The following is a 23,392-nucleotide window of genomic DNA, read 5'->3' on the forward strand; positions in this document are numbered from 1 at the left end:
GTCGTTCACTCCTCCAGTCGTTCCAGCAGCCACGGCAGAGCCTCGTCCCAGCGGTCGATCCGCGAATGGGCGTGGCCCGCCTTGTGGGCACAATCAATGGCATGGGCAATCATCGGCTCGCCGCACAGGTGCAGCCGCGTGACATGCGGCGTGATCTCGGCAACCGAGGCATGGTGCTGGGCAAGATCGTCGATAAACAAGGCCTTGGTCGGCGCATATTCGTCGATGATCGCCTTGAGCGCCGGTCCCTTCGGCCCCTGATTGGTATAGACGCGGGCCTTGATGCCGACCTTGGCCAGCTGCGCGGCGCGGGCATCGCGGTGCTGATCGGTAAGGTTGGTAAGGATCACCACTTCGGCCTTTTCGGCAAGAGTGTTGATCCCTTCCACCGCACCGGCAATCGGCGTCTGCGAATCCATTTCGGTGTCGAAGAAATGGCGCAGCATCCGCCAGATATCGGCCGGCGCAAGCAGCTCGCCGCTGTCCTGCCAGCGCAGCGCCTCGGCGAAGTTGTGGCCTTCGAGATGGAAGCTGACACCCTGCGTCGTCTCGAGCCATTCCTTGAATGGCGCGACCATGTGCAGCAGCACCTCATCGCAATCGGAAATGATCAGGGGACGGGTCATGCGCGTAAAGCGTCCTTGGCGGCAACCAGTTCCTCGGGGCTTACCGCCAGTGCCTCGGCGGCGCGGATCAGGTCTGGTTCGTGATTGGCGAGAAATTCGAGGCTCGAAGCCAGAATCGCCGGATCGCCCAGCCCGGCCCGCAGACGATCCGGATCGAGTCCCGTCAGTGCCAGGTAGCGCGCCGCCCGCTCATCGCTCTCGAGCACCCAGCCGAGCGCCGCCAGCGCGAGCGTGTGGGGATAGTCGGGATCCGAGGCGGGGCGAAGCGGGATTGTCCTGTCCTTCGGGCAAGAGTAATGATGGGCGCGGGCGATAGGGGCGCGATGTGACAAAGCGGATCATGGTTGTCGAGGACAATGACCTCAACCGGAAATTGTTCTGCGACGTGCTCAAGGCCAACGGCTTCGAAGTCGAACCTGTGTCTGATGGCAATGTCGTGCTGGAAATCGCGCGCGCAAAGGCACCGGACCTCATCATCATGGACATCCAGCTGGGCGGCGTTTCCGGCGTCGACCTGATTGAGGCAGCCAAGCGCGACCGGCACCTTGCGGCCATCCCGGTGCTCGCGGTCACCGCCTTCGCCGCCAAGGGCGACGAGGAACGTATCCGCGCGGCTGGGGCGGAAGGCTATCTGTCCAAGCCGGTTTCGATCGGACCCTTCATGTCGGCGGTCAATGCTTTGATCTAGGCCGCAAACCTGCAGGGGCGGTGTCAGACGCGATTCCAAGCATATTCGATGAGGAAGGTCACCCCCGTCAGGCACAGGCCGACCATGAAGCTCTTGTAGGCATAGGTGAGGAACCTGTATTTCTTGCGCTGAAGCACCTGCCCGTTCTGGTAGATATCGTGCAGCATGGTGCGGAACACGGTTTCGTCGGCTTGCAGCTCGGCGAGCACGCTGTCGACCCACTCGTTTTCTTCCATGTGGGTGAAATATCCGAAAAACAGCTTGTTGGGCTGCCCGTGGGGGAACTTTGCCGAGCTGGGGCTGCTGACCGAAGGCAGCACCGCGAACACCGCGCACATCGCCGAGATGAAGGCGAAGAGCGCGAGCACGCCGAGGGCCACGGGCATGGTGCCATTGGTCGCCTGCCCGACCGAGATGGTGAAGACCAGAAAGGTCGCCCCCATCAGGATCGAGGCCTTGGTATCGGCCATCTGGCTCAGGACGAGGTTGGCCTGCTGGCTGGTGCGCACCAGATGGATCGCGTGGTTCGAATAGCCCGAGGGCGATGGCAGCGACGGCGCTGCCTTGGGCGCATCGGCTTGCCCATGATTTTCGGCCATGTTCATCCCCCCGGCCCGGCCGTGCGCCCCCGGCGACGCGGCCAGAACTTGACAAGCTGCATCATCCGCCGCTTTGCAGCCGTAATAAAGGGCTACAGCCCGCCCGACAACCGATCCCAAGAAAGCACCCAGCATGACTCCAGCTGACGTTGACGCTGCGATCCGCGCTCTGGTCGAGCCCTTCAACAAGAAGGGCATTGCCATCGAGGACTCCACCACCTTTGCCGGCGATCTGGAATTCGACAGCCTCACAGTGATGGATTTCGTCGCTGCGATCGAGGACGAGTTCGACATCATCATCAGCATGAACCAGCAGGCGGAGATCGAAAACTGGGGCCAGCTCGTCGCGGCAGTGCACAAGCTGCAGGATAGCTGATAATGGCCACTGCCATGAACGAAACGACCACCACTGCCGCATCGATCGATCTGCTGGCGAAGTTCGACTCCGTAATCCAGACCCGCGAGCAACTTCTCGCCGCTGGGGTGGAGGATCCGTTCAACCTCGTCATGGAGCAGGTGCTTTCGCCCACCCGTGCGATCTGCAACGGGCGCGATACCATCCTGCTTGGCACCTACAATTACATGGGCATGACCTTCGACGATGACGTCATTGCCGCGGGCAAGAAGGCGATGGAGGATTTCGGCGCCGGGACCACCGGCAGCCGCGTGCTCAACGGCACCTTCCGTGATCACCGCGATGTCGAAGCCGCACTGCGCGACTTCTACGCCAGGAAACACGCGATGGTGTTCTCGACCGGCTATCAGGCCAATCTCGGGATCATCTCGACGCTGGCGGGCAAGGGCGACTACATCATCCTCGACATCGACAGCCACGCCTCGATCTGGGATGGCTGCAAGATGGGTGACGCCGAGGTTGTGCCCTTCAAGCACAATGACATCGAGGCGCTGGAAAAGCGCCTGAAGCGTGTGCCCGAAGGCGCGGGCAAGCTGGTGGTACTCGAAGGCGTCTATTCGATGCTGGGCGACGTTGCCCCGCTCAAGGAAATGGTCGAGATTTCGAAGCGTTACGGCGCGATGGTGCTGGTTGACGAGGCGCATTCGATGGGCTTCATCGGCGAGCACGGCCGCGGCGTCGCCGAAGACCAGGGCGTGCTCGATCAGGTCGATTTCATCATCGGCACCTTCTCCAAGAGCGTCGGAACGGTGGGCGGCTTCTGCGTCTCGAACCATCCCAAGTTCGAAGTGCTGCGGTTGGTGTGCCGCCCCTATGTCTTCACCGCCGCCCTGCCGCCCAGCGTGATGGCGTCGAGCGCGGCTTCGATCCGCAAGCTGATGCAGGGTGGGAACAAGCGCGCGCACCTGTGGGAAAACAGCCGCACGCTCCATAAAGGGCTGCGCGATCTCGGCTTCCGGCTTGGTACAGAAACCCCGCAAAGCGCGATCATCGCCGTGATTATGCCCGATCTCGAAAAGGGCGCGATGATGTGGGAGGCGCTGCTGAAGGAGGGTCTCTACGTCAATCTCGCGCGTCCGCCGGCCACTCCGGCCGGGATGACCCTGCTGCGCTGCTCGCTGTGCGCGGAGCATTCGGCCGAGCAGGTGCAGACCATTCTCGGCATGTTCGAGCGCGCGGGCAAGGCGATCGGGATTATCTAGTTCGCAGGGGCGCCGCCCCTAGTTGATCGTGATGATTCCGTCGACGGCGCGCCATTCCTGTGGTCCGATCAGGTGCTTGTGCGCCACCCGGACCGAGTGCAGCACCGCATCGATCTCGCGCCGCCAGAAGGTCAGGAAACGGTCAAGCTCGGGGAAGCCCGGGGCGACGTCATATTGCTGCATCACGAATTGCTGCAACAGACTGCGGTGATCGGGCATGAAGTAATGGATCTCGACCGTGGACAGGCCATAGCCCTGCAACTGGGCAAGGAACGCGCGATCGCTCATCAACTCTCCTCCTGTAATCGTTGAAGAAAGCTGCGGCCAGACAATCGCACGAATCGGTCAGCAGTCAATGCCATGTTGCAATTTCATTGCGCAGATCGCCGCAATGGGTGAAAGCAGCCCCGATGGAAAATTAACCTATATGGTTATTTCGCTTGACATCGTGACGCTTATTGGTTAAAAGAAGGCATAGTCGGAAAATTGCGATTCGCCCGCAGGCGGCCTTCCCCCACCGGAAGTGCCGCCGATTTCGTTTGTGCTTCAGGAGTGCCCGCATGGCCAAGCCGCCCGGCAAGCGCATTGCCATCCGTCCCGATCTCAAGCTGGGCGAAAGCGGGCGCATCAACAAGAACTGGCGCAGGCTGTTTCTCGATAGCCTCGCCGAAAGCTCGAACGTGACGCTGTCGGCCGAAAGAGCCGGGGTCAGCACCAGCCGCGCCTATAAGGTCCGCCGCGAGGACGCCGAATTCGCCCGCGCATGGCAGATGGCGCTGGCAGAGGGCTATCTCCACCTCGAAATGGAAGTGCTGCGCCGGCTGCGCGACGGCGATTCCAAGACGACCGACGATGGCAGGTTCGACTTTGCCAACGCCATCCGCCTGCTTGCCGCACACCGCGACAATGCCGTGCGCGCAGCCGGCGAGGTGCGCGATGTCAGCCCTGCGGAGATTCGCGCTTCGATCGACCGCAAGATCGAGGACATCCGCCGCCGCATCGCCCGCCAGAAGGCCGCGGCCGAGGGCAAGGGCGCATGATCGGCCCCTACGACGACATGATCGCCGATGAAAGCGAGGATGGCGAAAGGCTCCGCTACGAACTCAGCGAGGCGCTGGACCGCGCGGAACGCAACAGCTTCGCATATCTGTGGGACTATCAGGCCCGGCCGGAGCAGCTCCCACCGCCCGGCGACTGGCGGATCTGGATGATCATGGCCGGGCGCGGCTTCGGCAAGACCCGTGCCGGAGCGGAATGGGTGCGGATGATCGCCGAAAGCCATCCCGAGGCGCGCATCGCGCTGGTTTCGTCCTCGCGGGCCGAAGCACGCGCTGTGATGGTCGAAGGCGAGAGCGGACTGCTGGCGATCTGCCCTCCCGGCCGCAAGCCCCTCTTCGAACCCTCGTTGCACCGGATCCGCTTTGCCAGCGGGGCGCAGGCGCAGCTGTTTTCCGCCGCCGAGCCAGAGAGCCTGCGCGGACCCCAGCACAGCCACGCCTGGTGCGACGAGATCGGCAAGTGGCCGCTGGCGCACGCGCGGGCAACCCGCTGCTGGGACAATCTTCTGCTCGGCCTGCGGCTCGGCAGCGATCCGCGCATCGCTGTCACCACCACGCCCCGCGCCGTACCGCTGGTCCAACGCCTTGTGCGGCAATCCGCCAGCGGCGAGGTGGTGATCACGCGCGGTTCGACGCTGGATAACGCCGCAAACCTCGCCGCACGCTTCATGGAGTCCATCGCCAGCGAATTCGCGGGCAGCCATCTTGCCCGGCAGGAGATCGACGGGGAATTGCTCGAGGATATCGAGGGCGCATTATGGACCCGCGGCCTGCTCGAACAGGTCCGCGAATCCCGCTGCAATGCCGATCATGCGCGGGTTGTCGTCGCGGTCGATCCGCCGGGCGGTACCGTCGGTGATGAATGCGGAATCGTCGTCGCGGCACTGGGCGAGGATGGGATCGCGCGGGTGCTGGCCGATTGCTCGATCGCGGGCGCGACGCCCGAGCTCTGGGCGCGCAACATCGCCGAGGCCGCACGGCAGTGGGGCGCGGATCGGGTGGTAGCCGAAGCCAACCAGGGGGGCGCGATGGTCGAAAGCGTGCTGCGCGCCGCCGATCATGCCCTGCCCCTGCGGCTGGTTCACGCCAGTCGCGGCAAGGTCGCCCGGGCAGAGCCGGTCGCGGCGCTCTACACAGCAGGCAAGGTGCGCCATGTCGGCCTGTTCGCCCATCTCGAAGACCAGCTGTGCGGCCTGCTCACCGGCGGCACCTATGCCGGCCCCGGCCGCAGCCCCGATCGGGCTGACGCACTGGTCTGGGCGCTCAGCGAACTGATGCTCGGCCGCAACGGCCGGCCGCGGCTGGTGCGCTTCGACTAGCGGACGCGAAGCGCCCGCCCAACAGAGGAATATCGATGGCCTTACTCGACATCTTCCGCTCCGCCTTCAAGGGCGGCGCGCCCGCCCGCGTGCCGCTTGCCCAGAGCATGATGGCCGGCTGGATCCCCGCCTGCGAGGGCGGCTTCGGCACGGAGCACTTTGACTATGCCCGCGCGGTCGAGGAGAGCTTCCTCGCCAATCCCATCGCCCAGCGCTCGATCCGGATCGTCGCCGAGGGCGTCGGGCAGGCACCGCTGACCTGCACCGAGCCGCGTCTTGCCGCACTGGTGAATGCCACCAGCGCAGGCCAGTCACTGATCGAGACGCTCGCGGCGCACCTGCTGCTGCACGGCAATGGCTATGTCCAGATCATCAAGGATGCTGCCGGCGTGCCGATCGAGCTGTTCGCGTTGCGTCCCGAGCGGGTCAGCGTGGTGACCGGCCCCGATGGCTGGCCCTGCGCCTATGACTACACCGTGCAGGGCAACCGCACCCGCATTGCGGTGCTGGACGAGGATGGTTGGCCCGGCATCATCCCGATCCGGGCGATGAATCCGCTGGACGACCATCGCGGGGCCAGTGCGCTGGAGGCCGCGCATCAGGCGGTGACGATCCACAATGCCGCAGCCCGCTGGAACCGCGCATTGCTGCAAAATTCGGCCCGCCCATCGGGAGCGCTGGTCTACGAGACAGGCGATGGCATGACCCTCAGTCACGAGCAGTTCGAAAGGCTCAAGCGCGAGCTCGAGATCGCCTTTTCGGGTGCCGGTCATGCCGGTCGGCCGATGTTGCTGGATGGCGGGCTCAAGTGGCAGAGCATGGCCCTATCCCCCGCCGACATGGATTTTGCGACGCTCAAGAGCGCGGCGGCTCGTGACATCGCACTTGCCTTCGGGGTGCCGCCGATGCTGCTCGGGCTGCCGGGAGACAACACCTATTCGAACTATCGCGAGGCCAACCGCGCGCTGTGGCGGCTGACGCTGCTGCCCCTCGCCGAAAAGCTTTTCGCCGCGCTGCGCGAGGGCCTTTCTCCGTGGTTTCCAGACGCCGAACTCGGGATCGATCTCGATCGTGTGCCGGCGCTCTCGGAGGACCGCGAGCGGCTTTGGTCGCAAGTGTCCCAAGCCGATTTCCTGACCCGCGCCGAGAAGCGCCAGATGCTGGGCCTAAGCCCGGAGGAGAATAGCCAATGAGCCGCGAAGACATCCTCGCCGCCCTGATGGCCCAGGCCCGCACGCAAGGGGCCGAACTCCTCACCCTGCGGGCCATTGTCGAGGAGGCAAGCGTGCTCGCCGGCGACCGCGTGCTCGAACGGCTTGGCCTCGGCGATGCCGGGGCCGAGAGCGATCTGATGGAACTGCGCGAACTGCTGCGCGCCTGGCGCGACGCCAAGACCAGCGCGTGGAAAGCGCTCGTCGACTGGGTCATCCGCGGCGCGCTCGCGCTCTTGCTGATCGGGATCGCGGTGCGGCTCGGCGCATGGGACCTGCTGTGAGCGCCCCGCTGCGATTTGCCGGCTATGCCGCGCTGTTCGACGTTGCCGATGCCGGGCGCGATACGATCCGGCGCGGGGCCTTTGCCCGCACGCTGGCCGAGCGCACCGTACCGCTCCCGCTCTACTGGCAACACCGGCCCGATCAGCCAATCGGCATCATCGAGCAAGTGGCCGAGGACGCGCGCGGCCTGCGGGTGGTGGCCCGGATCGACCGGTCCGACAGCCGCGCCGCACGCCTTTTGGCGAAAGGCCAGGTCAACGGTCTCAGCTTCGGCTTCCGCGCGCGCTCGGCCCGTCGGAATCCGGCCGGCCGCGAACTGCTGGACATCGATCTGTTCGAAGTCAGCCTTGTCACCCACCCGCTGCAATATGGTGCCCGCGTTCACCTGGTCGGCTGAGCCGCACGGACGCCCGCCGCACCCACCCCTTCCCACCGGCCGCCATCGGGGCGGCCTTCTTCCCCGCGCAACCGAAAGGCCCTTGCCCCATGGAGAAAATCCCCAACCCCACCACTCTCACCGCAACCGTCACCGATCCGTTCGAGGCCAGCTTCGATATCGTCGCCCGACAGGATCGCGCCGAGGCAGATATCGCCGCGCTGCGCCACGATGTGGACGAGGTGAAGTCGCGCCTCGACAAGGTTGCCCGCGCGGCGTCGCGTCCGGTGATCAGCGGCGGCCCGGCGAGCTACAACAACGAAGTCAAAGGCTTCGTCGATGGCTATCTGCGCCGTGGTCGCGAGACCGAAATCAAGTCGATCAGCGGCGCGAACCCCGCTGACGGCGGTTTCGCGGTACCGCGCCAGATCGACGCGCTGATCGCCAGCCAGCTGCGCGACATCAGCCCGATCCGGGCCATTGCCCAGATCGTCCAGACCGGCACGGCGGGCTACCGCAAGTTGGTCGCGACCGGCGGCACCGCCTCGGGCTGGGTCAGCGAGGTCGCGCCGCGCCCGGAAACGGCGACCCCCCAGTTCGCCGAGATCGCTCCGCCCTCGGGCGATCTCTACGCCAATCCGGCGGCGAGCCAGGCCATGCTCGATGATGCCGCCTTCGACATCGAATCCTGGCTGGTCAGCGAGATTGCGCTCGAATTCGCCCGCGCCGAGGGCGCTGCCTTCGTCACGGGCACCGGAATCAACCAGCCCGAAGGCTTCCTTACGGCGGCCAAGAGCACGGCCGAGGACGGGGTGCGTGCTTTCGGCACCTTGCAATATATCGGCTCGGGCAGTGCCACCGGGCTCGGTTCCGCGCTCGATGCCAAGCTTATCGACCTGATCCATGCGCTGAAATCGGGCCACCGGCAGGGCGCGTGCTTCGTGATGAACTCGGCCACGCTCGCCAATGTCCGCAAACTCAAGACCGCCGATGGCGCGTTCCTGTGGCAGCCGGGTCTGGTCGAGGGTCAGCCTGACCGCCTGCTCGGCTATCCGGTGATCGAGGCCGAGGACATGCCCGATGTCGCGGGCGGCGCCTTCCCGATCGCGTTCGGCAACTTCCGCCACGGCTATCTCATCGCCGAACACAGCGCCACGCGGGTGCTGCGCGATCCCTTCACCAACAAGCCTTTCGTCCATTTCTACGCGACGAAGCGAATCGGCGGGAAGGTGCTCGATTCGAACGCCATCAAGCTGTTGAAGATCGAAGCCTAGGCCTAACGCCAGGCTTCGCTGCAGCGGCACGGCCCGGGGCCCAGGCGCTCCCGCGCCGGCAGCTCGCGCCCGCATCGCTCCAGGCCATCCCCGCCTGACCCGGCGATGCGGGCGCACTTCGTCTTGATCAGAATGTGGGAGAACCCGCGATGCAGCGTATAATCGTGCAGCCGCCGGTGATTGGCGGTGCCGCGCTGGCGGAACTGAAGCACTGGCTGGCCATCACCCGCCCGGACGAGGATGCCGCGCTTGCGCAGCTGCTCGAAACCAGCGTGACCATCTGCGAAGCCTTCACCGGCCAGTCGCCCCTGCACCAGACCATCGAGGAAATCGTGCCCGTCGCCAATGGCTGGCAGGAACTTGCCGCGCGACCGGTCCAGGCTCTGGTGGCAGCCGCAATCATCGCGCAGGACGGCGCCAGAACCCCGCTCGACGAACCAGACCTCGTGATCGAGCTCCGCGCCGCCGGGAGCGCCTGCATCCGCATTAGCAAGCCAATCACAGGCCGGGCCGTGGCGCTCCAGCTGAGGGTCGGGATCGCCGCCGAATGGGACGCGCTCCCGCCGCCTCTGGCGCAGGGCATCATCCGCCTTGCCGCTCATCACTACCGTGACCGCGACAGCAAGGCCAGCACGGTGCCCCCCGCCAGCGTTGCCGCCCTGTGGCGCCCCTGGCGCCAGGTGCGGCTCGGATGATCCGCGCCAGCGCCTCTTGGGCCGGGCTATTCCAGCGTCTGCAGCAGCGCACCCGGCGCCTTGCCGACCGACACATGCGCGCGATCCGCCGCCGCAGGCGCAGTGGCTGGGATTCGGCCGCGGCTTTGTGGCCTGACTTCGTTGACGACAACCCGAGGAGCTGAGCGCCATGGAAAACCAGCTGCGCACTGCCCTGATCGCATGGCTGCGTTCCGACCCTACCCTCGCGAGCATCAACAGGATAGCCGAAGAAGCGCCGCTGTCCGCCAGCCCGCCGTGGCTGGGCATCGCCGCGAGTGCCTCGATCGACTGGGGCACCAAGGACAGGGCGGGCCGCGAAACCCGGGTCGCGCTTGAACTCGAGACCCGGATCGACCTGCCGGGTGCCGACGCCGCTCTGCTCGGCGCGATTGAGCGGCGCGTGCTGGACATGCCGCCATTCCAGCCCGGCTTCGAAATCGCCTCGATCCGCTTTCTGCGCTCGCGCAGCGAGGCCCGCGACGACAACCGCCGGGCAGCGCTGCTCGAATTCCGCTTCCGCATCCTCGAACCTTCCACGGAGTAAGCCCATGCCCGCACAATCCGGTTCCGCCTTCCTGCTCAAGATCAGCGACGGCGCCTCGCCCCCCGCCTACCAGACCGTGGCAGGCCTGCGGACCACGCAGATGTCGATCAATGGCGACACCGTCGTGGTGACCCACAAGGGCTCGGGCGGCTGGCGCGATCTGCTCTCAGGGGCAGGCACCCGTTCGGTTTCGGTCAGCGCCTCGGGGATCTTTCTCGGCAGCAGCGCCGAAAGCGCCGTGCGTGCCCATGCGCTTGCCGGCACGCTCGACGACTACGAGCTGTCGTTCGAGGACGGCGAGAAGCTGCGTGGACGCTTCCTCGTCCAGCGGCTGGACTATGCCGGCGATTTCAACGGGGAACGCAGCTACACGCTCCAGCTCGAAAGCTCGGGGCCGGTGATCGCCGTATGAGCGCTGCTGCCAATCCCTTGCGCGGCGAATACGACTTGGTGATTGCCGGCCAGACGCACCTGCTTCGCCCGAGTTTCGAGAGCCTCGTGCTCGCCGAAGCCGAGCTCGGCTCGCTTTTCGCGCTGGTGGAGCGGGCCGCGCAGGGGGTGCTCACCCTCGCAGAGATCGCTGCGCTGCTGTGGCACTGCCTGCCTGCCGAGACCCGGCCCGAGCGGAGCATTGTCGGACAGGCGGTTGTCGCCATGGGGCTGGTCAATGCCACCCGCCCGGTACGCGCCATCCTCGCGCAGGTGCTTCAGGGCGAGACATGATGTCCTTTGCCGACGCGGCGCGGCGGGCCTGCGCGCTGTCAGCCAGGCTGCTCGGCTGGCGTCCTGCCGAATTCTGGGCCGCCACTCCGGCCGAGCTCGCCATGGCGCTGGCCGACCCTGCCCAAGCTGCCACCCCTGCCCCACCCGACCGCGACATGATTGAACGGATGATGGAGAGCGATCCCGATGGATGACAATTTCGACGCACTGGTGATCGACGTGCGCGCCAGTACTGACAGCTTCGCCGCCGACCTCCAGAACATGCGCCGCTCGCTCGATACCTCGCTGCTCGACGGCTTCGGACGGGCGGGAGCCGTGCTTGAAAGCGGTCTGCTGTCGGCCTTGCGTCGCGGCAGTATCGGTTTCGACGATCTCAAGCGGATAGCCTTCCGTGCGCTTGACGAGATCGCATCCCACGCCCTGCAATCCGGCCTTGCCAATCTGTTTGGCGGCGCGGGCCTGGGCGGTCTCGGCGGGCTGATCGGCCAGTCACTCGGCGCACTTTTCGGTCTGCCGGGCCGCGCGACCGGCGGCTTGGTCTCACCCGGACGCGCCTATCTGGTGGGCGAGAACGGCCCGGAAGTTTTCCTGCCGACAGCCTCGGGCCGGATCGAACGCGGCGATGCGATTGGCAGCGGCCGGGGGCGCGATGTCAATGTTGCGATCCAGCTTGCGGTACCGCGCGGCACGGCTGCGCCCACCGCGATGCGTCGCTCCGCGCGCCAGATCGCCAGCGCGGTTCGCCGCACCCTCCAGCAAGTCTGACAGAGCAAAACCCATGGCATTCTGGCTCGCCCGCGACCGTCGCACGCAGGAAAGCAGCTTCATCCAGCGATTCGATCCGCGCTTTTGGACCGTCAATTTTCCACGCCCGGCGATGGCCTCGGTGGTGACGCTCGGTCCGGATGCGCTGCGGGTGGAAGTCGAACTCCACCATGCCGGAGAGCTGGTCGGATTGATCTGGGACAGCGCGGACACGCTCGATCATCCGCTGCTCGCCTACCAGACCGACCGGGACTACTCGCACACGACGCTGAGCTTCCGCTGGCAATCGGACGGCGTGATCCCGCTCGATCAGCCCAATGGACCGACTCTGACGATCGAAGGACGCGACGCCGCTGGCACTCAGCGCACTTGGTATGTGCGATTGTGGAACTATGCCGAGGGCACCCCGAACGATGCGCAGGTGACGCTGCGCTTCTCGGAACTCGAAAGCGGCTATCACCTGCCCGGCGAACCCGTGCACCCGGACGATATCGACCGCATGTTCATTTCGCTGGTGGCGCCTGGCTATGTCGCGGGCAGCACCGCGCCGTTGCCGGGGCGCTGCAACGGATCTGTGACGATGTCGAGGATCACCACCACTGGTGGACGCGGGATGCTCGAAATCGGCGATGTCCTGCTGCCACCCCATGGCGAGCGGATGGCCACGGCCTATGACGATTCCTACAACCAGACCCCGGCACGGCTGATCCGGTCCATCACCGGCCTCGGCTATCGTGACGATCTGGTCCACTATGTCGGCATGAGCCACTTCATGCGGCTCGAACGGCAGGGCGAAACCGGACTGCTTGTGACCGCATCCGGCACGCTGTGCGAACCCGCGCGCGCATGGCACCGCAACTTCTTCGACTTGGCGCAGGCCGCCGATCTGGAGGTGATCGTCTCGCTCTCCTACGAGCTGTTCGATGCCTACTGCCCAGAGGAATGGAAGCAGCGAACCGCGAGCGGCGCTCCGGCGCTCACCGGATGGGTGCCGCCATCGTCGCTTCTGTCGCCCGCCAACAGTGCCGCGATGGGCTGGCTGATCGATTGCGCCGAAGCCTTTGTCGCTCTCGTCGCCGAAGCCGGACTTCCGGTGCGGTTCCAGATCGGCGAGCCATGGTGGTGGGTGACGGCCGCCGGTGAGATCTGCTTGTACGACCATGCCGCGCGCACCGCCTTTGGCGGGCTGCCGCCGGTGATAGCCGACCTGCGCGCGCCGCTCGACCCAGCCGCAATAGCACTTCTCGACGCCGCCGGAGCACTGCTCGCGCAATCGACCGCCAATCTCACCGCCGCGATCAGAGCCGCAGCGCCAAACGGCGCCGAGGTGCTGCTGCTGGCCTTCACGCCAACCATTCTCGATCCCGCGATGCCCGAGCTTTATCGCGCCAACCTGCCCACAGGCTGGGCCGCCCCGGCGTTCGACCGCTTGCAGCTGGAAGATTACGACTGGCTGACCAGCGGTGCCGATGCTGCGCGGCGCAAGGCCTATGCCTTGATTTCTGCCCGCCTTGGCTACGCGCCTGCCGCTCAGGACTATTTGGCAGGTTTCGTGCTCGATCCGGGCGATGCTGAGCCCTTCTGGACCCGGATCGACCGCGGGCTTGACGAGGCCGCCGATCGCGGCATCGCCCGCCGATATGTCTGGGCGCTGCCGCAGGTCAACCGCGACGGATACACCCGCCTCCCCCCGTCCCCGGAGCAAGCCATGGATGCCTTCGATGATGTCCTTTATCCTCTTGCGTTGGGGCGCAACACCGCCGTAGCGCCCGAATTTTCGACCTCGATTGCGGTCACCGCATCGGGCCATGAGCGGCGCAATGCGCTATGGTCCGACGCGCGCTTGCATTTCGATGTCGGGCCGGGAATCCGCTCGGAAGCGGAACTGTCGGAACTGCTCGCCTTCTTCCGCGCCCGGCGCGGGCCGGCGCGGGGCTTCCGGATCATGGATCCGTTCGATCACAGCTCCAACGGCATGACCGGAACGCCGACTATGTCCGACCAGCTGATCGGCATTGGCGACGGGCTTGCCTCAGATTTCCAGCTGACCAAATCTTATGGCTCCGGGCCGGAACCGCAGATCCGGCCAATAACCCGTCCGCGCCCCGAGACCCTGCTGGTGAGCATCGATGATGTAGCGACATCGGCCTGGACCCTGCGCGCCGGCGGTGTGCTCAGCTTTTTCTCGCCACCCCCTGCTGGAGCCAAGATCAGAGCCGGATTCCTTTTCGATGTGCCCGTGCGTTTTGCCGAGGACCGGATCGATATCTCGGCGGTCAACTTTCGCGCGGGCGAGGCACCTTCGATCCCGCTGATCGAACTGCGCGAGGTGACATGATGCGCGTCTTCTTCGATCGCGAACTCGATACGGTGGCGACCTTCTGGCGGATCTATCGCCGCGACGGGGTGATGCTGGCCTTCACCAGCCACGACCGTGATCTCGCCTTCGGCGGGATCACTCACCGCGCGGCGCCGGGCATGGTGCCGGCTGCGATCCGTCTCAGCGCCGATATCGCCCATGACAGCGCCGAGGCCGAGGGCGCAATCAGCCATGCCTCGATCCGCGAGACCGACCTCGCCGCAGGCCTGTTCGACGCGGCGGCCATCGAGATCGGTGCGGTCGACTGGCAGACCTGCGAGCATCATGTGCTCTACACCGGCGAGATCGGCCGGATCGAGGACGACCAGTCGCAGTTCTCGGCTGAGCTGCGGTCGAGCAAACAGTTGCTCGAACAGGATCTTGTGCCGCGCACCAGCCCGACCTGCCGGGCCGAGTTCTGCGGCCCCGGCTGCGGGCTGTCGGCCACGCGGTTCACGATGATCCATGCGCTGGCCGGGATCGATTGGGATCGCAACCGGGTAAGGTTCGAAGGCGTAAGCCCGGCCAGCTGCGTGGACGGGCGTTTGCGCTTCCTGGCCGGACCTCAGACCGGCATCCGCTTCGACATCATCGATGCCGATGGAGACTGGCTGCTGCTTGACCGGCCGCTCGCCCGAGGCACCGCACCGGGCACCAGAGCGGAGCTGACCGAAGGGTGCGATCACACGATCGCGACTTGCGCAGCCCGTTTCGACAATGCCATCAACTTCCGCGGTGAACCCTTCCTGCCCGGCAATGACCTGCTGTCGCGCTATGGCCAGCCGTGATCACCGACCGCTAACACTCGGGCAAGCGGCAGGGCGACTGGTCGGATGCCGGTTTCGGCTGCACGGCCTTGATCCTGCGACCGGCATCGATTGCGTCGGCCTCGTCCATGCCAGCCTGGCCGCCATCGGTCGGCACCCCATCCCGCCGCGTGGTTACGGATTGCGCAATATCGCGATCGATCCATGGCTTGTATTTGCCGCAAGTTCGGGCCTCGCACCCGCCGCTGGAGAGCCGGGCAATGACGAGGTGCTGCTCGCCAGCCTCGGCTATGGCCAGCACCATCTGATGATCACGACGGGGCAGGACGAGATTGTCCACGCCCACGCAGGACTGGGCCGAGTGGTGCGGCTGCCCCGCGACCGGGCCATGTCCATCCTTTTCCGCTGGCACGTGCCACCAACCACCGAAGGCTAAGCTGATGGCGACACTGCTTCTTACCGCGCTGGGCACTGCTATCGGCGGACCGGTCGGCGGGGCGATCGGCACGTTGATCGGACAGCAGGCTGATGCCGCGATTTTCGGCGGCGGCAATCGGCAGGGCCCGCGCCTGCGCGAACTGAACGTCAGCAGCTCGAGCTATGGCCAGCCGATCCCGCGCCATTTCGGGCGGATGCGGGTGCCGGGAATCGTGATCTGGTCGACCGATCTGATCGAGAGCAAGCGCAAGCAAAAGGGCCGCAAGGGGCAACCTTCAATCACGGTTTATTCCTATTCGGCATCTTTTGCGGTCGCCCTGTCGAGCACCCCGGTCGCGCGGCTCGGGCGGATCTGGGCCGATGGCCATCTGCTGCGCGGGGCACAGGAGGATCTGAAGGTCGGCGGCCGGCTGCGATTCTATCGCGGTTTCGGCGATGATCCGGTCGATCCGCTGATTGCCGGGGACAAGGGCGCAAGCGCGCCCGCTTTCCGCGACTGCGCCTATGTCGTCTTTGAAGATCTCGAACTGGGCGATTTCGGCAACCGGATTCCGGCGTTGAGTTTCGAAATCTTCGCGCATGGCGGCGACACAAGCGTGTCGCTAAACCACATGGTTCCGGCTGCCGTCCAGACCGCGGATACAACCATCGCCCATATCCGGGGCTTTGCTGACGAAGGCGGCGAGCTGGCATCGACTCTCGCGGCGATCGACGAGGTGATTCCGCTCGTCTGCACCTCCGGCAGAGACGGTCTGCGCGTTGCGCCTCGCAGGCTCGGCACCGATGCCCCGGTCACGTTGCCGGCACAGCTGTCCCTGCGGGACCGGGCGCAGGAGGAGGGCCGGCACAGGCAGCGCACCGGCCTGCCTGCACGCGAACCTGCGGCGCTGCGCTACTATGATGAAGAGCGCGACTATCAGCCGGGGGTGCAGCGCGCGCTCGGCTCGCGGCGGCCCGGGCGCGAGCTGATGCTGGAGCTGCCCGCAACGGCGTTCGCGCGCGACGCGCGCCAGCTCGCCAATGAGCGCGCCAACCGTGCACGCTGGCAGAGCGAAACCATGACCTGGCGCATTGGCGAACTCGATCCACGCCTGCAGCCCGGCGACATGGTGCGCGTGCCCGATACGCCTGGTACGTGGTTCGTCCGCAGCTGGGAATGGCTGGACCGCGGTGTTGAGCTGGTGCTCGAACGCGTGCCGCCGGGTCTGATGGCGATGCCAGCAGGCGATCCGGGCACTGTCAATCCGCCACCCGATCAGGCCCTGCCGCAGACCAGCCTCGCGGCCTTCGAGGTCCCTGCTGATGCCGCAACCGGATCATCGACCCCGCTGATCTTTGCCGCGGCTTCGGCTGCAAACAACGCGTGGCGGGGTGCGGCGCTCTATCGCGTGCAAGGCAACACGCTGATCGCACTCGGCAGTTCGGGCACCGTGCGAGCGGTGATGGGCACACTCGCCGAACCGCTCGGCCCATCGCCCGGCGTCATGTTCGAGCCCGAAGCTAGCCTGACGCTCGATCTGGTTGCGGCAGACCTGTCCTTTAACGATACCGATCTCGAGGGGCTGGCCATGGGTGCCAATCGCCTGTTGGTCGGCGGTGAAGCGGTGCAGTTCGCGCGCGCGACGCCTCTGGGTGAACGCCGCTGGCGCTTGCGCGGGCTGCTCCGTGGACGGGCAGGCACGGAAGCGGAAGCAACGTTGGGGCATGGTGCGCAGACAAGCGTGATCCTGTTGGATGAAAGACTTATCCCGCTCGATCCCACCGATGTGCCCCCGATCGCCTCGACCCGGATTGCCGCCATCGGCACTGCTGATGCGGAAGCGGTGATCGCTCCGCTGGCCAATGCCGGACTGTCTCGCAGACCCCCAACGCCGGTCCATCCGCGACTGCTGATCGAATCCTCCGGCGCCTGGGAATTGCGCTGGACGCGGCGAGCACGCGGCCACTGGCGCTGGGAAGACGGCGTCGAAGTGCCGCTGGTCGAGGAACAGGAAAGCAATCTGGTCGGCTACGGGCCGACCGCTGCACCCCACACGGCGTGGTCGCTCGGCGAAGCCCGGTTGCGCCTGTCGCAGGAGGAGCGGGCCGGGTTGATCTCAGCCTACGGCCCCGCCGCTCTCTGGGTGAAGCAGGTTGGCACCTTCGCGCATTCGCCTGCCCTGTTTCTCGCCATGATCAGCTCAGTCTAAGGAAAACGTAATGTCCGACCCGATTGTCTTCCCCGCCGGCACACCGAATGCCCGGCTACCCTTGCTTTTCGCCGGACAGGCGCAGAAGGAGTTTTTCGTGAACCAGTCGCTGGCGATCCTCGACGCCCTGGTACCGCGGACCGTGATCGCCACCCTTGCCGAGCCGCCTGCCCTGCCCGCAGAAGGCGGGTGCTATCTCGTTGCGCAGGAGGCCGCGGGCGCGTGGAGCGGTAGGGCCGATCAGCTCGCGCTGTCGATCGGAGGCAGCTGGCACTTCATCGCTCCCGACGAAGGGATGCTGATGTTCGACCAGAACGCGGGGATCTGGCTCTGCTTTCGGAATGGTTGGCAAGGCGCCGGCGCGATCACGGCACCCAGTGGTGGCGGCGTGATCGACATCGAAGCACGCAATGCACTCGCACAGTTGGTCGAGAATCTGCAGGCTCTCGGCCTGATTGCTTCCCCTCCCGCGTGAAAACCCGCCCAGGAGGGCCAAAAGCCTATTGCGAAACGGAGCAGGAACTTGTCTTTTTTATCACAAACCGCGGATAGAGACATTCTTGCAACACATAGCTGTTATTGAACGCTTGCCTCTTGGATGTGGAAAAGATACAGACTTCGCGTGCCTCAAGCCGATAACAAAGGGGAAATTTGAATGCGCAAACTCGTCATTGGCATGGCGATGGCTTCGACCGCGCTGACCACGCCCGCCATGGCCCGCGAAGGGCAATGGTACATTCAGGGCGATGGCGGCGTGATGATCGTCGAAGACCAGAGTCTGGACGTGAACGGCGTTGCCGGTGATGCCGGTGCTGAATACGACACCGATTATGACTTCGGTGCAGCCGTGGGCTATGACTTCGGTTCCTTCCGTCTGGAAGCGGAAGCCAGCTACCGCGCTGCCGATCTCGACAAGGTGAGCGCTGGTGCGCAGGGCCTCGCTCTGAACCCGACGCAGAATGCCCCCGGCGGTTTCAGCAAGTTCACCGGGACGCGTGATGCGCTTGGCGAAGTCAATGCGCTGAGCTTCATGCTCAACGGCATGTTCGACTTCGGGAAGGACGATGGGCTGCAGGCTTTCGCCGGGGGCGGTATCGGCGTGGCCCGGATTGACATGGATGGCCGCGTGAATGCGAACGGCCCGGGCGTTTGGAACGACTCCGACACTGGCCTCGCGTGGCAACTTCTCGCCGGTCTGCGTGCGCCGATCAGCGATTCGTGGGATGTCGGCCTGAAGTATCGTTACTTCAATGCGCCCGACGTCAATCTGGTGGATCCGCTGGGTCGGCCTCTCGAGACCAAGCTGAGCACGCACTCGCTGCTCGGCTCGATCACCTACAACTTCGGTGGCGAAGAAGCTCCGCCGCCTCCGCCGCCGCCGCCGCCGCCGCCACCGCCCCCGCCGCCCCCGCCGCCGCCGCCGCCGCCGCCGCCGAAGGCGCCGTGCAACACCGGCCCGTACATTGTGTTCTTCGACTTCGACAAGTCGGACATCACGGCTGAAGCGGCGACCATCCTCAATAACGCGGTTACGGCCTATGCCAACTGCGGCACCGCCAGCGTCATGCTGGCTGGCCACACCGACCGTGCGGGTACCGTCAAGTACAACATCGGCTTGGCCGAGCGTCGTAACGCGGCGGTGCGCAGCTATCTGACCAGTCGTGGCATCCCCGATGGTCGCATCTCGAGCGAAGCCTTCGGTGAATCGCAGCCGCGCGTCCCGACTGCTGACGGTGTGCGCGAAGCGCAGAACCGCCGCGTGGAAGTGACTTACGGCCCGGGTTCGGGCATGTAAGCCGCAGCCTCTCGTAAAATCATGGAAGGGGCCGGAGCGATCCGGCCCCTTTTTCTTTGTCATCCAAGCACGCAGGGCATGAGCCCGAAGCTGGGCCCCTCAGCCAACTGCCCGTAAGGGCAAGCCTCTAGACCATAGGAGGGCAAGGGCGCCCGACACCGACCATACAAAGACCGCTTGCGGACTAAATCGTAGGCTTTCGCCCAGTGTCATCCAACGCGGCTCCGCACGCTTTAAGCGCGTGTCGGATGCGCTCAGAAAAATCCGGACGCCAAGGATCGGCGTCAGTCTCTAGCCCGCCGCTGCCGCCGCTTCGGCGCGCTGCGCAATCGTAGCCTCGGCCGTTGGCAGGGCGCGATAGGTGTAGAGCAGAAGCGCAAGAGAGACGGGCGCAACACCGATCAGTGACAGGACGCCGGTGCGCATGCTGCCGCTCAGCTCGGAAATCTGACCGACCATGTACGGCCCAAGCCCGAGGCCAACCAGCGTTGTGGCGAGGAAGAAGGATGCCGTAGCCGTGCCACGCATGTGCGGCAAAACGAGATCCTGGGTGGTGGCGGCTGCTGCCCCCAGCGCTGCCGCTGCAAACATCCCGGCCAGAAAGTTCATCACATAAAACACCACGGCGCTTTCGGTCGTGAATCCAACCCAGATAGGAATCACTGGCGCCAAGATACCGAACATGATCACGAGGATCCGCCCCGAGGTATGGCGCGAGCGCAGCCAGTCCGACATCCGGCCACCGAGGATAACGCCGAGAAATCCGGAAACAGCACCATTCCCCCCGAGAACCAGTGCCAGCTCGTCTTTTGGCAGTTTGAGCACGGTCTCGGCATAGGGCGCCGCCCAGAAGGCAAGCGCATAGGCGCCGAGCGACACCAATCCGTATCCGAGCGCTGTGCAGATGAAGGCGGGCGTTCCCCAGATCAGGCTGAAGGTGGCCGGATCATGTCGCCGCAGGGTCGCAGCCCAAGAAAACACCGCGTAATAGCCGAAAGCGATCGCCGACCACTGCGGCAGGTTACCGGTCAGCCTGATCATGATCAGCGCGAGCATCATCATCGCCGCTGCCATCGCGATATTGACCAACAGCGCCTTCGGCCCCCGTTGCATCGCATGGTAGAATGTCAGCGGTGGCAGCAGCATCGAAAGGTCGAAGAAGAAATCGGCCAGCGGGTGGCGCCCTTCGGGACTCGCGTCTGACTGGCGCGCAGGTTCGCGCAGCGATGCCACCCACAGCGCCAGCAGCAGCCCCGGCACCCCCACGGCGATGAACGCCGCCTGCCAGCCGACCAGCCCCGCCAGACCACCGCCGGGAAAGGTTTGGTCCCAAACCTGCGAGATCTTGGCTCCGATCAACAGCGAAACCCCTCCCCCGATGTAAAGCCCCGAGGAATAGATCGCGAGCGCAGTCGCACGCTGGTGCGAGGGGAAGTAGTCCGAGATCAGCGAGTAGGCGGTCGGACTGGCCGTGGCTTCGCCGACACCCACGCCCATGCGCGCCAGCGACAGCGTCAGATAGTTGCGCGCCAACCCCGATAATGCCGTCATCGTCGACCACAGCACTAACCCGATGGTCAGCAAGCGCACCCGGTGCCAGCGGTCCGCCAACCTCCCGAGCGGCACGCCGAACAGCGCATAGAACACCGCGAAGGCCGCGCCCCCCAGAAAGCCCAGCTGGCCATCGGTCAACGACAGGTCGCGCTTGATGTCAACCGCGAGGATCGAGAGAATCTGCCGGTCAATGAAGTTGAGAATGTAGACCACAACCAGCACCACCAGCACATACCAGCTATAGGCAGACGCAGCCTCTTCGCTGCGGCCGCCGGTCGCTCTGGTGTTGTCGTTCAAAACCAATCCCCTATCCCGTCATTCTGCCCAGAACCAGCACGCAGCCGGTCAAGCATCATAGCGCGTGCTATCGACAATCCCCGCCTCGGAAAAACCCTTTTTCCTGAGGCGACACGAATCGCACAGTCCGCAGGCCAGTCCTTCTGGCGTTGGATCGTAGCACGACCAGCTCCACGCCGGATCGAGGCCGAGGCGCGCGCATTCGCGGGCGATGTCGGCCTTGGTCATGTGCTGGAGCGGCGCGTGGATGGTGAAGGGCGCCCCTTCGACCCCTGCCCTGGTGCCCAGCCTTGCGGTCTCGGTGAAGCTGGCGATGAATTCGGGGCGGCAATCGGGATAGCCCGAATAGTCGAGCGCATTGACCCCGATGAACACGTCGCGCGCTCCCGCCGCTTCGGCACAGGCAGTGGTGAGCGCCAGAAACACCAGATTGCGCGCCGGGACGTAGGTCACCGGGATATCCTTTCCCACCCCGCCCTTGGGCACATCGATCGCATCGGTCAGCGCCGATCCCCCGAAAGCGCGCAGATCGAGCGCGATCTGCGTATGTCGGACAAGTCCAAGCCGCTCGGCGATGCGCGCGGCCGACTGCAGCTCCAGCTTGTGGCGCTGGCCGTAATCAACCGTCAGTGCGTGAACAGCGAAGCCCGCTTCCAGCGCCAGTGCGGCGGTCACCATCGAATCCAGCCCGCCGGAAAGCAGCACCACGGCCAGCGGCTTGAGCGGTTGCAGATCAGTCATGACAGCGGCACTATCACGCCCCCGCACAAAGGCAATCGGGCCAGCCTGCTCAGCAAGAGCCGGTGCGGCGCGCTTCGGCGATGAACTGGAACGGCAGGCCGCCTTCGATGCCCTGGCTCTCCAGCTGGACGAGAACGGGGGTCTCCCGGCGGATGCTGGTGCGGCCATAGCCCTTGCCGGCACAGGTGTATTGCACGGTGACCTTGGTTGCCGCATCCTCCACCACGAAGCGGTTGCAGCCGCTTTCCCGGTGCCGGAGCTGGATCAGTTCCTGACCGCTGCGCAGGCAGATCTTGCGATCGGGCGAACCGTCTCGATAGCGCACCGTCCATTCCCCTTTGGTCAGGGTTCCGAGCATGGCGAGCCCGCTGCGCTGGGCCAGCCCCGGGATCGCAGCGAGACCGATCACGCCTGCCGCGACGGCGCCGAGGCTGATCGCCCGCATCCGGATGATGGCAAGGTGCTTCATCGCCCCTTCATGCCTGCGTTTTGCCAGTTTGGCTTGGAAAAATTGTCAGGCTTGGCGCAGAAGCCGGACGATTTTCGACGAATCGTCAAACCGCAAGCTCGAACAGACGCGAACAGAACGCGCAATCGATGACGATCACGCCGTCGTCATTGCGCATCGCTGCCCGCTCCTCCGGCGGGAAACGGGAGATGATCGTCGCGTAGTGCTCAGCACTGCAGCGGCAACCCCGCGAAAGCGCCGCGCCGGACTGCACCCGCACCTCATCCTCTTCGTGAAACAGCCGCCATATGATCGCCTCGAGCGACAGGCCCGGATCGAGCAGTTCGTCATGGCTGATCGATCCGGCCATCATCGCGACGTGCTCCCAGTCGGGATGCTCCGTCCGCACATGCAGGCGCTCGCGACCTTCCTCGCCATCGGCCAGATGCTGAACCAGCAGGCCCGCCGCCGACCGGCCGCCCGCACCCGCACGGCTGGCGACGCGGATCAGCGTCGGGATCTGCTCCGACTGGCCGAAATAGACCTCGCACGCCTCAGCCAAGCTGCCGCCTTCCAGCGGCACGATACCCTGATAGCGCTGGCGTCCCTCGGTCTCGAAGGTGATCGCGAGGTAGCCATCCCCGAACAGCGCTGTGAGCGACGGATTGGCGCCAAGCCGCGCCAGGCGTCCGGAATCGAAGTCGCAATAGCCGCGCACCGCGCCTGCGCGATAATCGCACACCAGCAAACGCACGATCCCGCCATTGGTCTGCGCCTGCATGGTCATCTGCGCGTGATCGCCCTTGAGCAAGCCCCCCATCAGCGCACCCAGCACCAGCGCCTCGCTCAACAGGTGGGTGATCGGCGCAGGGTAGTCATGCGCCGACAGCACTTGCTCCAGCACGCCGTCGAGCCGCACCACCCGCCCGCGCGCACTTCGGCCGGGCAGGGTGAAGCCCATCAGCTTGTCGGAAAAGGTCTCGCTCGTTTCAGCCATGTGCCG

The 23,392-nt window shown here is 65.4% G+C and carries 29 protein-coding genes; 21 read left to right on the plus strand and 8 right to left on the minus strand.

The genetic code is table 11. The annotated features are described in order from the left end of the window. Positions 1–5: 5 nt before the first annotated feature. A complete protein-coding gene (locus BZF61_RS09070) occupies positions 6–626 on the minus strand; it encodes an HAD family hydrolase (RefSeq protein WP_086618676.1) in 621 nt (206 codons plus the stop codon). Next, entirely contained in the window at positions 623–958 is a 336-nt protein-coding gene (locus BZF61_RS09075) for a DUF3572 domain-containing protein (RefSeq protein WP_425429613.1), read from the minus strand. The genes BZF61_RS09070 and BZF61_RS09075 overlap by 4 nt, the downstream gene beginning before the upstream one ends. Between BZF61_RS09075 and BZF61_RS09080 the strand changes: the two genes are divergently transcribed. Continuing rightward, positions 952–1,314: a response regulator gene (locus BZF61_RS09080; RefSeq protein WP_086618678.1), complete on the plus strand. Its 363-nt coding sequence runs from the start codon at positions 952–954 to the stop codon at positions 1,312–1,314. The genes BZF61_RS09075 and BZF61_RS09080 overlap by 7 nt on opposite strands. A gap of 23 nt (positions 1,315–1,337) precedes the next feature. On the opposite strand, the gene BZF61_RS09085 is transcribed toward BZF61_RS09080, so the two are convergent. Next, positions 1,338–1,913, minus strand: a complete 576-nt coding sequence (locus BZF61_RS09085; RefSeq protein ID WP_086618900.1) for a Pycsar system effector family protein — start codon at positions 1,911–1,913, stop codon at positions 1,338–1,340. Positions 1,914–2,046: 133 nt separating this feature from the next. Here BZF61_RS09085 and BZF61_RS09090 point away from each other — a divergent pair, with 133 nt between their 5' ends. Both BZF61_RS09090 and spt read left to right on the plus strand, forming a co-directional pair. Further along, positions 2,047–2,289 carry an acyl carrier protein gene (locus tag BZF61_RS09090; RefSeq protein ID WP_086618680.1) on the plus strand — a complete coding sequence of 81 codons (243 nt, stop codon included), beginning with the start codon at positions 2,047–2,049 and terminating at the stop codon, positions 2,287–2,289. A 2-nt stretch (positions 2,290–2,291) separates the two neighbouring features. Then, positions 2,292–3,530, plus strand: a complete 1,239-nt coding sequence (spt, locus tag BZF61_RS09095; RefSeq protein ID WP_245804562.1) for a serine palmitoyltransferase — start codon at positions 2,292–2,294, stop codon at positions 3,528–3,530. 18 nt (positions 3,531–3,548) lie between these two features. Here the strand turns inward: spt and BZF61_RS09100 are convergent, their stop codons facing one another. Continuing rightward, the gene (locus BZF61_RS09100; RefSeq protein WP_086618681.1) at positions 3,549–3,818 is read right to left on the minus strand and encodes an usg protein; all 270 of its coding nucleotides are present in this window, start codon (positions 3,816–3,818) and stop codon (positions 3,549–3,551) included. Positions 3,819–4,090: 272 nt separating this feature from the next. Between BZF61_RS09100 and BZF61_RS09105 the strand changes: the two genes are divergently transcribed. From BZF61_RS09105 to BZF61_RS09190, 18 genes are all read left to right on the plus strand, one after another. Further along, positions 4,091–4,570, plus strand: coding sequence for a hypothetical protein (locus BZF61_RS09105; RefSeq protein WP_245804563.1), 480 nt, complete (start codon positions 4,091–4,093; stop codon positions 4,568–4,570). Continuing rightward, entirely contained in the window at positions 4,567–5,907 is a 1,341-nt protein-coding gene (locus tag BZF61_RS09110) for a DNA-packaging protein (RefSeq protein ID WP_245804564.1), read from the plus strand. Before BZF61_RS09105 ends, BZF61_RS09110 begins: the two co-directional genes overlap by 4 nt. A 35-nt stretch (positions 5,908–5,942) precedes the next feature. Next, positions 5,943–7,100 carry a phage portal protein gene (locus BZF61_RS09115; protein WP_086618683.1) on the plus strand — a complete coding sequence of 386 codons (1,158 nt, stop codon included), beginning with the start codon at positions 5,943–5,945 and terminating at the stop codon, positions 7,098–7,100. Then, on the plus strand, positions 7,097–7,402 hold the full coding sequence (locus BZF61_RS09120; protein ID WP_086618685.1) for a DUF6127 family protein: 306 nt from the start codon (positions 7,097–7,099) through the stop codon (positions 7,400–7,402). The genes BZF61_RS09115 and BZF61_RS09120 overlap by 4 nt, the downstream gene beginning before the upstream one ends. After that, on the plus strand, positions 7,387–7,800 hold the full coding sequence (locus tag BZF61_RS09125; RefSeq protein ID WP_086618687.1) for an HK97 family phage prohead protease: 414 nt from the start codon (positions 7,387–7,389) through the stop codon (positions 7,798–7,800). Before BZF61_RS09120 ends, BZF61_RS09125 begins: the two co-directional genes overlap by 16 nt. 89 nt (positions 7,801–7,889) lie before the next feature. Beyond that, positions 7,890–9,053: a phage major capsid protein gene (locus BZF61_RS09130; RefSeq protein ID WP_086618688.1), complete on the plus strand. Its 1,164-nt coding sequence runs from the start codon at positions 7,890–7,892 to the stop codon at positions 9,051–9,053. A 149-nt stretch (positions 9,054–9,202) separates the two neighbouring features. Further along, entirely contained in the window at positions 9,203–9,748 is a 546-nt protein-coding gene (locus BZF61_RS09135) for a head-tail connector protein (RefSeq protein WP_086618690.1), read from the plus strand. A 169-nt stretch (positions 9,749–9,917) separates the two neighbouring features. Beyond that, complete coding sequence (locus BZF61_RS09140) at positions 9,918–10,313, plus strand: DUF3168 domain-containing protein (RefSeq protein ID WP_086618691.1); 396 nt, start codon at positions 9,918–9,920, stop codon at positions 10,311–10,313. Between the two features lie 4 nt (positions 10,314–10,317). Beyond that, the gene (locus BZF61_RS09145) at positions 10,318–10,725 is read left to right on the plus strand and encodes a phage major tail protein, TP901-1 family (RefSeq protein ID WP_086618693.1); all 408 of its coding nucleotides are present in this window, start codon (positions 10,318–10,320) and stop codon (positions 10,723–10,725) included. Next, positions 10,722–11,036, plus strand: a complete 315-nt coding sequence (locus tag BZF61_RS09150; protein WP_086618694.1) for a gene transfer agent family protein — start codon at positions 10,722–10,724, stop codon at positions 11,034–11,036. The genes BZF61_RS09145 and BZF61_RS09150 overlap by 4 nt, the downstream gene beginning before the upstream one ends. Then, positions 11,036–11,230, plus strand: coding sequence for a phage tail assembly chaperone (locus BZF61_RS09155; protein ID WP_086618696.1), 195 nt, complete (start codon positions 11,036–11,038; stop codon positions 11,228–11,230). The genes BZF61_RS09150 and BZF61_RS09155 overlap by 1 nt, the downstream gene beginning before the upstream one ends. Continuing rightward, a complete protein-coding gene (locus tag BZF61_RS09160; RefSeq protein ID WP_086618698.1) occupies positions 11,223–11,801 on the plus strand; it encodes a tail tape measure protein in 579 nt (192 codons plus the stop codon). Before BZF61_RS09155 ends, BZF61_RS09160 begins: the two co-directional genes overlap by 8 nt. Positions 11,802–11,814: 13 nt before the next feature. Then, positions 11,815–14,139: a DUF2460 domain-containing protein gene (locus BZF61_RS09165; RefSeq protein ID WP_086618699.1), complete on the plus strand. Its 2,325-nt coding sequence runs from the start codon at positions 11,815–11,817 to the stop codon at positions 14,137–14,139. After that, positions 14,136–14,948 carry a DUF2163 domain-containing protein gene (locus BZF61_RS09170; RefSeq protein WP_086618701.1) on the plus strand — a complete coding sequence of 271 codons (813 nt, stop codon included), beginning with the start codon at positions 14,136–14,138 and terminating at the stop codon, positions 14,946–14,948. The genes BZF61_RS09165 and BZF61_RS09170 overlap by 4 nt, the downstream gene beginning before the upstream one ends. After that, complete coding sequence (locus BZF61_RS09175; protein ID WP_086618702.1) at positions 14,935–15,363, plus strand: hypothetical protein; 429 nt, start codon at positions 14,935–14,937, stop codon at positions 15,361–15,363. Before BZF61_RS09170 ends, BZF61_RS09175 begins: the two co-directional genes overlap by 14 nt. A gap of 4 nt (positions 15,364–15,367) precedes the next feature. Then, entirely contained in the window at positions 15,368–17,554 is a 2,187-nt protein-coding gene (locus BZF61_RS09180; RefSeq protein ID WP_086618703.1) for a phage tail protein, read from the plus strand. A 10-nt stretch (positions 17,555–17,564) separates the two neighbouring features. Next, complete coding sequence (locus BZF61_RS09185; RefSeq protein ID WP_086618705.1) at positions 17,565–18,029, plus strand: DUF2793 domain-containing protein; 465 nt, start codon at positions 17,565–17,567, stop codon at positions 18,027–18,029. Positions 18,030–18,209: 180 nt separating this feature from the next. Continuing rightward, complete coding sequence (locus tag BZF61_RS09190; protein WP_086618706.1) at positions 18,210–19,349, plus strand: OmpA family protein; 1,140 nt, start codon at positions 18,210–18,212, stop codon at positions 19,347–19,349. A 291-nt stretch (positions 19,350–19,640) separates the two neighbouring features. Here BZF61_RS09190 and BZF61_RS09195 read toward each other — a convergent pair whose 3' ends face one another. The 4 genes from BZF61_RS09195 to hslO form a co-directional block, all read right to left on the minus strand. Continuing rightward, on the minus strand, positions 19,641–21,206 hold the full coding sequence (locus BZF61_RS09195; RefSeq protein ID WP_425429616.1) for a spinster family MFS transporter: 1,566 nt from the start codon (positions 21,204–21,206) through the stop codon (positions 19,641–19,643). A 42-nt stretch (positions 21,207–21,248) separates the two neighbouring features. Continuing rightward, on the minus strand, positions 21,249–21,941 hold the full coding sequence (queC, locus tag BZF61_RS09200) for a 7-cyano-7-deazaguanine synthase QueC (protein WP_086618709.1): 693 nt from the start codon (positions 21,939–21,941) through the stop codon (positions 21,249–21,251). A 49-nt stretch (positions 21,942–21,990) separates the two neighbouring features. Further along, positions 21,991–22,410: a hypothetical protein gene (locus BZF61_RS09205; protein ID WP_245804565.1), complete on the minus strand. Its 420-nt coding sequence runs from the start codon at positions 22,408–22,410 to the stop codon at positions 21,991–21,993. A gap of 85 nt (positions 22,411–22,495) precedes the next feature. Next, positions 22,496–23,386 (minus strand): Hsp33 family molecular chaperone HslO, encoded by an 891-nt coding sequence (hslO, locus tag BZF61_RS09210; RefSeq protein ID WP_086618712.1) that lies wholly within the window; start codon positions 23,384–23,386, stop codon positions 22,496–22,498. Positions 23,387–23,392: the final 6 nt, after the last annotated feature.

The organism is Erythrobacter tepidarius, from assembly GCF_002155695.1.
Classification (GTDB): domain Bacteria; phylum Pseudomonadota; class Alphaproteobacteria; order Sphingomonadales; family Sphingomonadaceae; genus Erythrobacter; species Erythrobacter tepidarius.

Bases quoted from the DNA above. Each gene is read 5' to 3' on its own strand.
- BZF61_RS09070 (WP_086618676.1), bottom strand. From the start codon at position 626: ATGACCCGTCCCCTGATCATTTCCGATTGCGATGAGGTGCTGCTGCAC.
- BZF61_RS09085 (WP_086618900.1), bottom strand. From the start codon at position 1,913: ATGGCCGAAAATCATGGGCAAGCCGATGCGCCCAAGGCAGCGCCGTCG.
- BZF61_RS09090 (WP_086618680.1), top strand. From the start codon at position 2,047: ATGACTCCAGCTGACGTTGACGCTGCGATCCGCGCTCTGGTCGAGCCC.
- spt (WP_245804562.1), top strand. From the start codon at position 2,292: ATGGCCACTGCCATGAACGAAACGACCACCACTGCCGCATCGATCGAT.
- BZF61_RS09100 (WP_086618681.1), bottom strand. From the start codon at position 3,818: ATGAGCGATCGCGCGTTCCTTGCCCAGTTGCAGGGCTATGGCCTGTCC.
- BZF61_RS09105 (WP_245804563.1), top strand. From the start codon at position 4,091: ATGGCCAAGCCGCCCGGCAAGCGCATTGCCATCCGTCCCGATCTCAAG.
- BZF61_RS09110 (WP_245804564.1), top strand. From the start codon at position 4,567: ATGATCGGCCCCTACGACGACATGATCGCCGATGAAAGCGAGGATGGC.
- BZF61_RS09115 (WP_086618683.1), top strand. From the start codon at position 5,943: ATGGCCTTACTCGACATCTTCCGCTCCGCCTTCAAGGGCGGCGCGCCC.
- BZF61_RS09120 (WP_086618685.1), top strand. From the start codon at position 7,097: ATGAGCCGCGAAGACATCCTCGCCGCCCTGATGGCCCAGGCCCGCACG.
- BZF61_RS09125 (WP_086618687.1), top strand. From the start codon at position 7,387: ATGGGACCTGCTGTGAGCGCCCCGCTGCGATTTGCCGGCTATGCCGCG.
- BZF61_RS09130 (WP_086618688.1), top strand. From the start codon at position 7,890: ATGGAGAAAATCCCCAACCCCACCACTCTCACCGCAACCGTCACCGAT.
- BZF61_RS09135 (WP_086618690.1), top strand. From the start codon at position 9,203: ATGCAGCGTATAATCGTGCAGCCGCCGGTGATTGGCGGTGCCGCGCTG.
- BZF61_RS09140 (WP_086618691.1), top strand. From the start codon at position 9,918: ATGGAAAACCAGCTGCGCACTGCCCTGATCGCATGGCTGCGTTCCGAC.
- BZF61_RS09145 (WP_086618693.1), top strand. From the start codon at position 10,318: ATGCCCGCACAATCCGGTTCCGCCTTCCTGCTCAAGATCAGCGACGGC.
- BZF61_RS09150 (WP_086618694.1), top strand. From the start codon at position 10,722: ATGAGCGCTGCTGCCAATCCCTTGCGCGGCGAATACGACTTGGTGATT.
- BZF61_RS09155 (WP_086618696.1), top strand. From the start codon at position 11,036: ATGTCCTTTGCCGACGCGGCGCGGCGGGCCTGCGCGCTGTCAGCCAGG.
- BZF61_RS09160 (WP_086618698.1), top strand. From the start codon at position 11,223: ATGGATGACAATTTCGACGCACTGGTGATCGACGTGCGCGCCAGTACT.
- BZF61_RS09165 (WP_086618699.1), top strand. From the start codon at position 11,815: ATGGCATTCTGGCTCGCCCGCGACCGTCGCACGCAGGAAAGCAGCTTC.
- BZF61_RS09170 (WP_086618701.1), top strand. From the start codon at position 14,136: ATGATGCGCGTCTTCTTCGATCGCGAACTCGATACGGTGGCGACCTTC.
- BZF61_RS09175 (WP_086618702.1), top strand. From the start codon at position 14,935: ATGGCCAGCCGTGATCACCGACCGCTAACACTCGGGCAAGCGGCAGGG.
- BZF61_RS09180 (WP_086618703.1), top strand. From the start codon at position 15,368: ATGGCGACACTGCTTCTTACCGCGCTGGGCACTGCTATCGGCGGACCG.
- BZF61_RS09185 (WP_086618705.1), top strand. From the start codon at position 17,565: ATGTCCGACCCGATTGTCTTCCCCGCCGGCACACCGAATGCCCGGCTA.
- BZF61_RS09190 (WP_086618706.1), top strand. From the start codon at position 18,210: ATGCGCAAACTCGTCATTGGCATGGCGATGGCTTCGACCGCGCTGACC.
- queC (WP_086618709.1), bottom strand. From the start codon at position 21,941: ATGACTGATCTGCAACCGCTCAAGCCGCTGGCCGTGGTGCTGCTTTCC.
- BZF61_RS09205 (WP_245804565.1), bottom strand. From the start codon at position 22,410: ATGAAGCACCTTGCCATCATCCGGATGCGGGCGATCAGCCTCGGCGCC.
- hslO (WP_086618712.1), bottom strand. From the start codon at position 23,386: ATGGCTGAAACGAGCGAGACCTTTTCCGACAAGCTGATGGGCTTCACC.